Raw genomic sequence first — 13,364 nt, 5'->3', positions numbered from 1 at the left:
ATTCTCCCCAAGATTATTTTATGTGTAGCTTAGCAATCTCTTGAAAAATGACATAAAAATCGTGGAGAACCCGTTTGATGACATCTATTTTATGAAGAAAGCCATGCAAGAGGCAGAAATTGCCTTTGAAAATGGCGAAGTTCCCGTTGGAGCGGTTATCGTAACAAACAATCGAATCATTGGGAGGGCCCATAACCTTACGGAACGATTAAAGGATGTTACGGCCCATGCCGAGATGCAGGCGATTACCGCTGCTTCCAATTTTTTGGGCGGAAAATACCTTCAGGGCTGTACGTTGTACGTTACTTTGGAACCCTGTCAAATGTGTGCGGGCGGCTTGTATTGGAGCCAAATTTCGAGAGTGGTCTATGGAGCTTCGGACCTAGAGCGCGGGTTTAGCGTTATGGGAGGGCATTTGCATCCGAAGACAGAAGTTGTTGGTGGGGTAATGGAAAAGGAAGCTTCCGAGCTGTTAAAGCGATTCTTCATTCAAAGAAGAAACCTGAATTAAACAAAAAACCCCGGCATCGCCAGGGTTTTTAAATCAAAATCAAAATAAAATATTGTTATCCGATTACTTGCACTTGTGCAGCAACCACTCCTTTTCTTCCTTCTTCTTCAATGTATTCTACTTTGTCGCCTTCGTTCAATTCCACACCGTTCAATGCCGTAACATGAACAAAAATGTCTTTTCCTGTGTCGTCGTTTGTAATAAACCCATAACCTTTGGATTCATTGAAAAATTTTACTGTACCGGTCATTAAAAAATAAATAAATGTTAAATTACGAATGTAACTTTTTTTGTGGCTGATTGGATGAAAAGAAGTTTAAATCTTAAGAAAATTATTGATTTTTTGACTTTTTATGCTCTTTTTCTTGCATTTTCTTAATATTTTCCTTAGTCAGCATATAATCTTTCATGTTTTTGCCCTGGCTCTCTTTCCATAGAAAAAGAGGCATGGCCACCAAAAAGAGGCCTACGGTACCTCCTCCAATATATTTTTGGGCCTCTGGATGGTCTTCATCCAGGGAAAGACCATAGAAAATCGAAGCAAAAGAAGCTATCATGATAAGGAAAATGATATGTTTTAGTTTGATTTTCATTGGGAATAATTAATCAGTTTTCTCCGATAGGCCGTCAACATTTTGGATTTAGAAATAAAGCCTTCGTATTTGCCATTTTTGATAACGGGCAAATTCCAAGCCCCGCTATCTTGAAATTTTTTCATCACCTGTTTCATATTGTCCGTCTCGTAAAAGATAACCTCTGGGGGGGCATGCATCAAATTTTTAACAAAAACGGTGTCGTACATTTCGGTATCGAACATCATGGGTCTAATATCGTCCAGAACAATTATTCCAATCAGTTTTTTTTCATCATCCAAAACCGGAAAAAGGTTTCTTTTGGATTTGGAAACGGATTGGTGCAGCATTTCACCCAAGGACATTTGGGGGTGTACAGGCCGAAAATTCTTTTCAATAACATCGTCCATTTCCATAAGCCCAAGTACCATTTGGTCCTTGTTGTGGGACAAAAGTGCCCCTATTTTGGCCAGCTCTTTGGTATAAATGGTGTAATCGAGCGCATTTTTGGTGATTAAGTAGGAGATGGCGGCAGTAATCATTAAAGGTACAAAGAGTTGATAGCCTCCCGTTATTTCTGCAATCAGGAATATGGCGGTCAAAGGTGCGTGAATCACCCCGGCAATCAAACCCGACATACCGATCAAGGTGAAATTACTTTCGGAAACAGAGAACCCGAATCCTAGGTTGTTGATTACCTTGGCCACCACATTGCCCAACGCACTTCCCATAACCATGGTGGGAATAAACACTCCACCTGCACCACCGGCCCCGATGGTGGTCGTCATGGCAATAGCTTTAAAAATGGTGATTCCGAACAAGAGGGCGATTACTACCCAAATATTATGTGTATAATCATCAAAAGGAGTGGTGCCGAGCGCTTTTAGATGATTACCATCCAATAGATTGTTTATGAATCCAAAACCTTCACCATAAAGAGGTGGAATGGCATATAACATTACCCCAATGGCAATACCGCCTACCAAAAGTTTATACTTTGGACTTTTAAGCTTTTTAAAAAGGGACAATATGGCGAAATACATTTTGGTAAAATAGATGGAGGCAAACCCTGTACCGACACCCAATAAAATGTAAAAGGGGGTGTCCTCCAATTTAAATCCTTCGGATAGGGAAAAGCTGAACAATACTTCGTTTCCCAAAAAGAAATAGGATGTCAGCACCCCGGAAATGGATGCTAAAAGCAGGGGCAGCATGGACATCATGGTCAGATCTAGGGTAAAAATCTCAACGGCAAAAATAATGGCCGCAATGGGGGACTGAAAAATGGAGGCAATTGCCCCGGCCGATGCGCATGCCACCAAAAGCGTTCTGGTCTTGGCGTCTATATGGAATAATCGGCTTAAATTTGAACTTACTGCAGACCCTGATTTTACGGCTGGCCCCAACAATCCTACCGAACCACCAAAACCTACGGTAAGCGGAGCGGTGATCAAAGGGGTGTAAATATCCTTTAGTTTGAGCAGTCCTCTTTTTTTGGAAAGCGAGAAGATGATGGATGAAACCGCATGCTGCAAAGGTTCCTTATGCACAAATTTTACATAAAGATATACCAACGTTAGCCCAATGGTCGGGAGTATAAAGTACAGTTGATTCTCTGAAAAAACAATGCCCCTTTTTAAAAGTGACTCGATAAAATAGGTGGAGTTTTTTACGGTAACGGCAACCAATCCGGCCAAAAAACCCACAATAAGGCTCATTATTTGAATAAAGGTCCTGTTGGAGATATTTCTATATCGCCATTTTAGAAATCGGGTGAGCAATTTTTTGTTGCTGTAGGGCATCGAGGTGTATAATACTATTAAAAGTATTAAAAAATCCCGCTTTGTTAGCGGGATTTACTTATATCACAAGTCCAATTTTAAATGGAGCTCTTTCAACTGTTCTTCGTCAATGTTTGCTGGTGCATCTATCATAACATCGCGTCCGCTATTGTTTTTGGGGAAAGCAATGTAGTCTCGAATGGTTTCCTGACCCCCCAAAATGGCCACTAATCGGTCCAGTCCAAATGCGATACCGCCATGAGGTGGTGCGCCGTATTGGAAAGCATCCATTAAAAAGCCAAACTGGGCCTTCGCTTCTTCGGGAGTGAAGCCCAAATGCTTGAACATGGTTGCTTGGGTTTCTTTATCATAAATCCTGATGGATCCCCCACCAATTTCGTTTCCGTTCAACACCAAATCATAAGCGTTGGCCTTTACTTCACCTGGTTTAGTGTCCAATAGTTCCAATTGACCTGGTTTTGGGGAAGTGAACGGGTGATGCATCGCATGGTATTTTCCCGTTTCCTCATCCAATTCCAACAGTGGGAAGTCTATGACCCATAGTGGAGCAAATTCATTGGGCTTTCTGAGACCTAAACGGGTTGCCAGCTCCATTCGTAAAGCGCTCAATTGTGCACGGGTTTCGTTGGTGTTTCCGGATAGTAAACAGATGAGGTCGCCTGGTTTGGCCCCGGTTACCTCGGCCCATTTGGCCAAGTCTTCTTGGTCGTAGAATTTATCCACGGAAGATTTATAGGAGCCATCTTCGTTGCACTTAACATAGACCATTCCTTTTGCGCCAACTTGTGGGCGTTTTACCCAGTCTACCAGTTTGTCTATTTCCTTTCTGGTATACGAAGCTGCTCCCGGAACAGCAATTCCCACCACCAATTCCGCGGAGTTGAAGACATTAAAATCTTTGTGCTGGGCCACATGGTTGAGTTCTCCGAACTGCATGCCAAAGCGAATGTCGGGTTTGTCGTTTCCGTACAGGCGCATGGCATCATCGTAGGTCATTCTCGGGAACTCATCTATTTCCACACCTTTGATTTCTTTCAAAAGATGCTTGGTCAAACCTTCAAAAGTGTTCAAAATGTCCTCTTGTTCCACAAAGGCCATTTCGCAGTCTATTTGCGTGAACTCCGGTTGGCGGTCGGCACGGAGGTCTTCATCCCTAAAACATTTCACTATTTGAAAATATTTGTCCATTCCTCCGACCATCAACAATTGTTTAAAGGTTTGTGGGGACTGGGGCAGGGCGTAGAACTGACCTTCGTTCATTCGGCTCGGTACCAAAAAGTCCCTAGCTCCTTCGGGAGTGGATTTTATCAAATATGGAGTTTCAATATCGATAAAGCCTTGGTCGGATAGATATTTCCTAACCTCCATGGTTACTTTATGCCTAAAGATGAGCTTGTTCTTTACTGGATTTCTACGGATGTCCAAGTAACGATACTTCATCCGGATGTCTTCCCCGCCATCGGTCTCATCTTCAATGGTAAAGGGAGGCAGGAGGGATTTGTTCAAGAGGGTAAGTTCTTTGACCAATACCTCGATCTCACCAGTGGGAATATTTGGGTTTTTGGAAGCGCGCTCTATCACTTGGCCCTTGGCTTGGATAACGGTTTCGCGACCAAGTTCCCTAGCCTGTTCAAGCAATTCTTTGGAAGTGCGTTCTTGGTCAAAGACCAATTGGGTGATTCCGTAACGGTCGCGCAGGTCCACCCATGCCACAAAACCTTTGTCACGGATCTTGTGCACCCATCCACTTAAAATAACTTCCGAACCTATATCCGATGCCCTTAATGCACCACACGTATTGCTTCTGTACATGATGTTTGTTATGAGAGCGCAAATTTAATAGGAATGTGGCTATTTTTTAGGAGATATGCCCATTTTCTGTTTGTTGTTCTTTTTTGAAGCGAAAAGTGACTACGTATTTTAGGCTCGATTAACGTTAAATTAACATTGAAAGTGATTTATCAACCCGTATTGAACGATTATGAGTAAAAATATTCGCTAAAAGTACAAGTTGGTAATGTTTGTATAAAATTTAACTATCTAAATTACAACAAATTAAGATTTTAAAGTTAATTTAATGTAAACTAAAAGTTATGTAAACGTGTTATTAACGTAAAATTTAAGTAAATTTGATACGTTATCATTAGGAATAAACAATATTAAAATCCCATAAAGAATGAAAAAAGCAGTATTTTTTTTGGCGGTGATATTTGCGGTTAGCATATCTGCTCAAGATGCAAAGCCGACCTTTGAAAAAATGGGAAAAATGGTGAAAGCCACTTATTTTCATGACAATGGCGAAATTGCCCAAACCGGTTATATTTTGAACGGAAAATTACATGGTGATTGGGTAATGTTCGATGTTGAAGGTAAAAAAATTGCCACTGGCCAATACGAGAATGGAGAAAGAACCGGTAAATGGTTTTTTTGGAAGAATGATGGATTACGCGAAGTGGACTTTACGGACAACCGCATAGTGCAAGTAAAAAATTGGAACGAAGGCGATGCCGTTACGATAAACCAATAAGATAAATCAGTGTTTAAGAAAAAGCCCCGGCCAATTTGGCCGGGGCTTTTCTATTTTTGGGGAAGTAACATTTATTCCTCTATCGCCTTTGGCTCCACTTTTTTGGCCTTCAATGTTTGAATCCATATTTTAAGCCTGTAACTGATATTGAACAGTACCGGCACAATAATCAATGTTAAGAATGTGGCGACTATCAAACCAAAAATAACCGTCCAGGCCAACGGCCCCCAAAATATAACATTATCACCACCCATGTAAACCTGTGCATCAAAATCGGAGAACAGGCTAACAAAGTTAATGTTTAATCCTATGGCCAATGGAATCAATCCTAAAACGGTTGTGATGGCCGTTAGTATAACCGGACGTAAACGAGCTTTACCTCCTTTGATTATGGCATCCGTAACATCTTCTCGATTCAGTAGTTCATCATCGGAAATGCCTAGTTCCACTTTTTTACGGTCAATAAGGATTTGGGTATAATCAAGTAATACCACACCATTATTTACCACAATCCCTGCCAAGGAAATAATTCCCATCATGGTCATCATAATAACAAATGGCCACCCTGTTATGATCAATCCTCCAAACACTCCTATAAAACTTAGGAATATGGCCATCATGATTATAGCGGGCTTGGAGATGCCACCAAATTGGAAAATTAAAAGAAGCATGATCAATCCCAATCCCAAAAAGAATGCGCTTACCAAAAAGGACATTTGCTTTTCTTGTTCCTCAATTTGACCGGTAAAATCAATTTTAACCCCCTCAGGGAGTGCTTTGAACTCCTGCATTTCTTCCTGGATCTCCGCAACAATGGCACCGGCATCCGTAAATCCGGGTTTTAAAGCGGAGTATACCGTAACCACCCGTTTGGTATCGACGTGCTTAATGGCACTGAACGATGAGGTGTTTTCTTGGTTTGCCACGGCAGAAATGGGAATTTCCTTTATTTGACCGTTGGAGGGATCCCTAAAAATGATTTTTTGGTCGAATAAGGCACTGGTATTGTAACGAAGATCTTGGTTAAAACGAACATTGATATCGTAGTCTTCACCGTCCTTTTTGTAAATCCCAGCTTTATCACCAAAAATAGATCTACGTAATTGCTGTCCAACTTGAGCTACGGAAACACCCAGCTCTCCTGCTTTGGCCCTGTTCACTGTAACCTGTATGCCGGGCTTGCCTTTATTCACATCTATTTTAAGCTCTTCGATACCTGCAATGTTCTTGCTGTTGATAAAGTTGCGCATGCGTTCAGCGGTGTTTATCAAGGTATCATAATTTTGGCCTTCTATCTCTATATTGATGGGATAGCCGGCAGGAGGGCCAACAGCATCTTTTTCAACGGAAATGGTTACACCTGGGTACACACCGGACAACGTATCTTGAATTTGTTGGCGAAGCTCTTCGGTATCCAGCCCATTCCTGTATTTAAACTCGCGCATGGAGAGCGTAATTTTGCCGCGATGTGGCATTTCTGCAGCAGAACCTCCCTCGGTAAATGGATTTTCGGCTCCCTTACCTACTTGGGATACGCTGGATTGAACCAGATAATTGAAGTCCCCTTTGTTGTATTTGCTCCTACCCGTTACACCATAGACCCTTTCCTCAATGCTCTTTGTAATGGCATTGGTCTTGTCTATATCGGTTCCCTGTGGATACTCGATGTACACATAAATTTCGTTGGGCGTATTGTCTGGAAAAAACTCCACTTTTGTACGTTGTGTTTGCAACGACATCCCGAAGAAAACAAATGATAAAATCAAGAGAAGGGAGGTAAGTCCAAAGTACCAATACACATTTCTGCCTTTGAGCGCTTTTTTTAACTGACGTTCGTAAAAGTTTTCAAGTTTTACCAAGCTATTGGTCTGAAATCCCCGTGCCCATGGCTTCAAGAAATATTTGTATATCCAGAACATGATACCGACGACTATCATTAATGTGCCAAGGCCACGAACGGGTCCTCCTACAACGTATATGAACAGTCCGAACATCCCTAAAATTAGGCTGAGTCTGATCAATTGTTTTTTGGTGAGTTCCTTTTCACCAATCTGCATAAACTGCGAGACCAACATAGAGTTCATGAATATGGCCACGAACAATGAAGAGCCTAGTACTACGGACAATGTAATGGGGAAGAAAATCATGAATTCGCCCATAATGCCCGGCCACATTCCCAAGGGAACAAAAGCAGCAACCGTGGTTGCCGTGGATATGATGATGGGTATGGCAATTTCACCAATACCTTTTTTGGCAGCTTCTTTGCGGGACAAGCCTTCTTGCTCCATGAGTCGATATACGTTCTCGACCACAACAACCCCATTGTCAACCAACATACCAAGTCCCATGATCAATCCAAAGAGGATCATGGTATTCAGCGTATAACCCAAGGCCGTAAGAATCATGAAAGACATGAACATGGACATGGGTATGGCAAAACCAACAAAAAGGGCGTTTCTAAAGCCTAAGAAAAACATCAATACGGTTACAACGAGTATAATCCCGAATATGATGTTGTTTACCAAATCATCCACTTGGTTCAGGGTCCTGCTGGAGGAATCGTTGGCAATGGTAACGGTTAGGTCTTTTGGAAAGTAATTTTCCTTGGCCTCATCCACCAAATCTCGTATAAGTTCAGATGCTTCAATAGTATTTTTTCCGGACCTTTTTTTAATGTCCAACATGACCACTGGCTTACCATGTTCCCTGGCGTAAGTGGTCTTGTCTTCCTCGGTAAACGATACAGTGGCAATATCACGCAGATAAATGGCCCCGTTTTCGGATTTGACCACAAAGTTTTCCAGTTCTGAAGGTTTTTCGACTTCGCCCAAAATGCGTATGGTCCTACGTTGACCACTGGTGATCAAGTTACCGGCGGACATGGTCATGTTTCCGTTGGATATGGCCTGGATCACATCATCAAAGCTAACTCTGGAAGCCATCATTTTATAGACATCTACCGCTATTTCAACCTCTTTTTCCTGCGCACCTCTTATATCTACCTCTTTTATTAGGGGGAGGTCTTCAATTTCATCCTCCAAATATTCGGCAAACTCCTTTAGTTTTTCTACCGGATAATCTCCCGTGAGGTTCACATTCATTATCGGAAAGGATTCCGCTAAGTTTAGGTCAAAAACATTGGGCTCTACCTTGGCCCCGTTGAAAATGGGCCAGTCTTCACCGGCTTTTTCGGTATCAACCTCGTCTTTTACTTCTTGTTTTGCGTTTTCAACCGAAATTTCTTCATCAAACTCAACAATGATCATGGAGTAATCTTCTTGTGAGGTTGATGTGATTTCGACCACGTTGCTCACATTTTTGAGCACATCCTCGAGAGGATCGGTGATCAAACGCTCCATATCCTCAGCCGTATTGCCGGGATACACGGTACTTACATATATTTTGGTTTCTTCCACTTCAGGGAAATCTTCCCTGGGCATGGCAAAATAGGAAGACAAACCTATGATAAAGAACAACCCGATCATTACATAGATCACAGACGGATTGTCTATGGCCCACGATGAAAGGCGGAATTCCTTGTTTGCGTTCTTTTTAGCTTTTTCCATTTTGGTGAATTAGTTTTTTGCAGTTGTAGTTGTGTCCAGTACTTTAACAGTTTGCCCATCCCTTATGCTGCGAGCGCCTTCAACTATTACTTGGTTTCCAGCTGAAATACCTTCAAGGACTTCTAGATAATCGCCTTGTTTTTTACCTGGTTTGATAATTAATTTTTTGGCAGTAAACTCACCATTATCTTCGGTGATAGCATATACATATTGTTCACCCTCTGCATTTTCCGAAACTATACTTTGTGGTATAAGGATGGCATTTTCATTGGTATAATCGTTGATCCTTACCTGTGCCGTTAGATTCGGTTTTATATGGCCATTCTTGTTGGGTACGGGTATTTCTGCAATAAAGGAGCGGTTGCTGGGATTGATGAAATTTCCAGTTTGGCGTACTTTGGTAGTAATGGTTTCTCCCAAAACGGGGAAATAGGCGTCTACGAGTTTACCAGGGGTTACATTGGGCAAATGGGCTTCTGGCACCTCCACATCAATGTACATGTCCGACAGGTTCACTATTCTAAAAACCTCGGAACCTGGCCCTGGGCTTACCACCGTTCCTTGATCTTTGATTACATCGTCCACAATGCCCGAAAATGGTGCCCGGATGGAAGATTTTTCAACTTGGCTTTCCAATTGTTTTACCGCATTTTGTTGGGCCTCGTAATTGGTTTTGGCCTGTAGGTATTGGATCTCGGAACCGATATTTTGCTCCCAAAGCCTTTTTTGGCGTTCAAAAGTGGTTTTGCTCAATTCCGCTTGGGTTTTTAATTGAGCCAACTGGCTTGAGAGTCCGCCGTCATCAATCGAAGCCAATAACTGGCCTTTGGACACCCGTTGTCCCTCTTTAACGTACACACGATAAAGTGTGCCCGCCATTTCTGGATAAACCAGTACATTTTGGTCTGTTTTAACATCGCCCTGTAATTCTAAAAAGTGCTGGAATTTTTCAGGATTTACGGTAATTGTAGATACCAATGGCAGTTTTGAATTGTCGTCCAGTTCTGCAATGGCTTCGTCCAACTTCTTAACTTGATTCTCCAGTGTTTTAAGTTCTTCGGTAACGGAATTGCGTTTTGCTCGAATGGCTTCCACATCTTTACTGGCAATTACTTCGTCCAAAGAATTGCTGCCGCTGCCTCCGCATGAAGCAAGAACTGCTGCTATTAGTGATATATATATTGCTTTTTTCATGATGGAATGGTTTTCTCCTTTAGATTATTGATTTAAAATGTTTTCCAGTGCTATTTTCTTGTTGATCACGTCGACCATGGATTGTAAATATTCTTGTTGACTGGTATATAACTGGGTCTGGGCCTGTCTCAATTCAAAACTGGTCGCCAAACCTTCTGAATATTTGATTTGATTTTTGTTCTCGATGCGTTCCGCCAGTTCCAAATTGTCCTTGGACGTGCCGTATTGTTCTATTGCAAGGATATAATCGCTTTTAGCGCTTTCCAACTGAAGGCGGATCTGCGCCTGTGCTTCGGTAAACTGAGTCTTGGCCTTTTCCAAAGCAATCTTGGCACGTTGCGTACTGGCACTTCTTTTCAGTGAGCTGAAAATTGGAATGTTGAGGTCGACCCCCAAAATGGAGGAACCGAACCATTGTTGCCCACTGTCCAAAAAGTTGAAATTGTTACTGAAGGAGTTTCCTCCATAATTTATAAAGGCATTAAGTGTTGGCAAAGCGCGGCTTTTGGCCAATTTTAATTCAAAATAGCGTTGCTCGTTGAGGTTGGCGGCCAACTTATAATCTACATTGTTCTCTATATTGAATTGTGTATCAATCAGTCCCAGATCAATCTGATTTTGGGTTAGGTCGTCCAGATTCTCGGTCAAAACTGTAGGTGTTTCAATGGGAAGTCCCAGCACCAAGTTCAACATTTGCAAGGTTATCTTCTCCATGCGGCGTGCATTTTTAAGTTGGTTGTCCACCGTGGAGAGCGTAATCTGTAACTGGTCCACACTTTCCTCATCGCCAAGGCCGTTTTCATAGATTCGCTTGGTCTCATAAAGGTTTTCTTCGAGTGTAGCCTTGTTTTTTTCGGAAATTTGAACGCTCTCTTGCGCCAAAAGTACATTGCCATAGGCTTCCACAACCGATTTTCGCACATCCAATTCGGTTTTTTCCTTATTGTTCTGGCTATAGTCCAAAAAGGTTTTGGTGGCCTGTACGCCTACAATGTACGATCCGTCAAAAATTTGCTGGGTCAAGGTGGCGGTGGCCGACATGGATTGTGCTTGACCAAAGACCACTTCTTGATAAGTTCCGGGTTCTCCACCAAAAAATTCGGCCGGTATTTGGGAAACGGGTTGTTTCAACTGGTTTTGATAACTGATTGCTCCATTGATCTGGGGAAGCCCCGAAGCAATGGTCTCCCATTTTTGTTTTTGGGCGTCCACAATGTCCCTTTGTGCATTTTGAGCACTGTAATTATGTTCCAGGGCGTAAATTATGGCCTGGTCCAAGCTAAAGCTGGGTATGGTATCTTGGGCGGTTGCCAACCAGGGCAATATAAATAGTAAGGTGATTAGTGTTTTTCGCATTTATTCTTGATTTGAATTGATGATTGAGTTGAGTACATTTCTTCCTTTGGGCGTTACAATGCCCCTAAGGTGATATTCTAAATAATAGTCCAATAATTCAGGTTTGCTAAATATTTCTGTGGGAAACAAATTATTGTCCTTGATGCTGGTAACACCAGTAAAGTATATTCTGGATACAAATTCAACATTTAGGTTGTCTCTGTATATGCCCAGTTCCATGCCTCTTTTTACGTTTTCGGCAATACAACGGTGGGTGCATTCAAATTGTATTTCTTTAAGTGAGGTATAGATTTTTGGATAATACTTTTGCAGCTGGTACAATGGGGATGATTTTTCGTCCTTTAAGTGTACCATTATAAATTTTTTGATTTCGTATAGTTCTTCAATTGGGTTTTTCTTGAACGCAACAATATCGTCTATGCCACAGGTGATAATATCGGACATCGTTATTGCGGTCTGTTCTACCAATTCCGTTTTGTTCTTAAAATGGGAGTAGATTGTTTTTTTGGAAATCCCCATCTCATGCGCCAAATCGTCCATGGTAACGCTCTTAAATCCTAGGTTTAAGAACATTTCAGTTGCCTTTTGTATAATATTTTCCCTCATAATCAGGGGGCAAATGTAGGTACGGAAACTTTAAAAACAAAAAAAGTTTCCATGGTTTTACAATTTTTTAACGAAGGTTCAATGTCTATTTTTAATTGGACTCTGTACTATCGCTAAACACTGGGGAAATTTGGTGGTCGTTGTTGCCATGTTCGGTACGAATGTTTCCCAACCGCCAGAAAAATGGACTGAACTGCAGTAAATATCTTTTCTTAGAATTCTTCTTGTGATGTATCATGATTTTCGTTTTTGATTTTTTCTACATAGGCCTTAAATGCCTCTTCGCCTTCTTCTTTCCAAAATTGGTCGTAGTGCTTCCACTCGTCAAAGTCCCTTCTCCAAGAACCACACTTGTTGGACGATTTAATCTTCTTTTTGTGACTCGATTTTCCCTTGCTTTTTCCTCCACCGCCGCCACCAAATCCAAATAGGAGCTTTGCCAACACAAAAATGCCCAATGCCTGCCAGTAAGTAACCGTACCCACGCCGAAAAGCTCGGGCATGAGCCAGTTCCATAAGCGCATCAATAAATAATTGGCCAATAGGAAAATCAGGATTCCCAAAATGACCATGGCAACAATTTTAACCACTTTTTTTACGGTGCTTTTCACCTTTTTTTCCACGGCTTTCTCGAATTCTTTTTTATGTTCCATAACTCAGTTCTTTAATATTCTCTAACTTTTTTGATAGTTCCGACATGGCACGATGCCTTCTCGACATTAACGTACCTGCCGGTATTCCGGTTCTTTCTGCTATTTGTTTATAATTGTATCCTTCAAAATCTATGGCGATTACAATATCGCGATATGCGGGCTTCAAATCTTCGACCGCTTTTTTTAGGGCTTGTTCCATCTCTGGTGAATAGCTGTTATCCGCATCACCATAAAAGAAATCCGCAAACTCCCGCCATTGTTGGTCAATATCCTCGCTGGGCAACTTTTTCTCCTTTTTGCCACGCATAATATCAATGATCCTATTGCGAATGGCATTGTACACAAATCCACCAACATTGGTTATGGGCATGGCATCATCCGATCTGGAAAACATTCGCAGGGCCACATCCTGCACAATATCCTCGGCATCCCGTTCCGATGTATCCTGAATCCTCGACTGCACATAAGAGCGCAACGAGCCATACTCCTCATTAAAGAAGTCGGTCAGGTTATTTCGATTATCGGTTTTGGCTGCCATTCAGATGGTTCGGGTTGCTTTTCATCTATAGAGACGAAG

Annotated in this window: 12 protein-coding genes; 2 read left to right on the top strand and 10 right to left on the bottom strand. The window is 41.8% G+C overall.

Annotated elements, in window-relative coordinates:
* Positions 1-61 precede the first annotated feature (61 nt).
* On the top strand, positions 62-511 hold the full coding sequence (locus GO009_RS00195) for a nucleoside deaminase (protein WP_163624445.1): 450 nt from the start codon (positions 62-64) through the stop codon (positions 509-511).
* A 55-nt stretch (positions 512-566) separates the two neighbouring features.
* Here GO009_RS00195 and GO009_RS00190 read toward each other — a convergent pair whose 3' ends face one another.
* From GO009_RS00190 to aspS, 4 genes are all read right to left on the bottom strand, one after another.
* Complete coding sequence (locus GO009_RS00190; RefSeq protein ID WP_163624136.1) at positions 567-761, bottom strand: cold-shock protein; 195 nt, start codon at positions 759-761, stop codon at positions 567-569.
* 82 nt (positions 762-843) lie between these two features.
* Positions 844-1,104, bottom strand: coding sequence for a hypothetical protein (locus GO009_RS00185; RefSeq protein ID WP_163624135.1), 261 nt, complete (start codon positions 1,102-1,104; stop codon positions 844-846).
* Positions 1,101-2,885, bottom strand: a complete 1,785-nt coding sequence (locus GO009_RS00180) for a chloride channel protein (protein ID WP_163624134.1) — start codon at positions 2,883-2,885, stop codon at positions 1,101-1,103. The genes GO009_RS00185 and GO009_RS00180 overlap by 4 nt, the downstream gene beginning before the upstream one ends.
* A 63-nt stretch (positions 2,886-2,948) precedes the next feature.
* A complete protein-coding gene (gene aspS, locus GO009_RS00175; RefSeq protein WP_163624133.1) occupies positions 2,949-4,697 on the bottom strand; it encodes an aspartate--tRNA ligase in 1,749 nt (582 codons plus the stop codon).
* 364 nt (positions 4,698-5,061) lie between these two features.
* Between aspS and GO009_RS00170 the strand changes: the two genes are divergently transcribed.
* Positions 5,062-5,412 carry a toxin-antitoxin system YwqK family antitoxin gene (locus GO009_RS00170; protein ID WP_163624132.1) on the top strand — a complete coding sequence of 117 codons (351 nt, stop codon included), beginning with the start codon at positions 5,062-5,064 and terminating at the stop codon, positions 5,410-5,412.
* Positions 5,413-5,483: 71 nt separating this feature from the next.
* Here the strand turns inward: GO009_RS00170 and GO009_RS00165 are convergent, their stop codons facing one another.
* The 6 genes from GO009_RS00165 to GO009_RS00140 form a co-directional block, all read right to left on the bottom strand.
* Complete coding sequence (locus tag GO009_RS00165) at positions 5,484-8,978, bottom strand: efflux RND transporter permease subunit (protein WP_163624131.1); 3,495 nt, start codon at positions 8,976-8,978, stop codon at positions 5,484-5,486.
* A gap of 9 nt (positions 8,979-8,987) precedes the next feature.
* Positions 8,988-10,172, bottom strand: a complete 1,185-nt coding sequence (locus GO009_RS00160) for an efflux RND transporter periplasmic adaptor subunit (protein WP_163624130.1) — start codon at positions 10,170-10,172, stop codon at positions 8,988-8,990.
* Positions 10,173-10,196: 24 nt separating this feature from the next.
* Entirely contained in the window at positions 10,197-11,528 is a 1,332-nt protein-coding gene (locus tag GO009_RS00155) for a TolC family protein (RefSeq protein WP_163624129.1), read from the bottom strand.
* A complete protein-coding gene (locus GO009_RS00150; RefSeq protein ID WP_163624128.1) occupies positions 11,529-12,134 on the bottom strand; it encodes a TetR/AcrR family transcriptional regulator in 606 nt (201 codons plus the stop codon). It lies immediately after the preceding gene.
* A 212-nt stretch (positions 12,135-12,346) separates the two neighbouring features.
* The gene (locus tag GO009_RS00145) at positions 12,347-12,787 is read right to left on the bottom strand and encodes a hypothetical protein (RefSeq protein WP_163624127.1); all 441 of its coding nucleotides are present in this window, start codon (positions 12,785-12,787) and stop codon (positions 12,347-12,349) included.
* Positions 12,777-13,325, bottom strand: coding sequence for an RNA polymerase sigma factor (locus GO009_RS00140; RefSeq protein WP_014032873.1), 549 nt, complete (start codon positions 13,323-13,325; stop codon positions 12,777-12,779). Before GO009_RS00140 ends, GO009_RS00145 begins: the two co-directional genes overlap by 11 nt.
* Positions 13,326-13,364 lie beyond the last annotated feature (39 nt).

Source organism: Allomuricauda sp. TY007 (assembly GCF_010468565.1).
Taxonomy (GTDB): domain Bacteria; phylum Bacteroidota; class Bacteroidia; order Flavobacteriales; family Flavobacteriaceae; genus Flagellimonas.
Note: the sequence above shows the minus strand (reverse complement) of the source record. Positions and strands in the feature narration are given on the sequence as shown.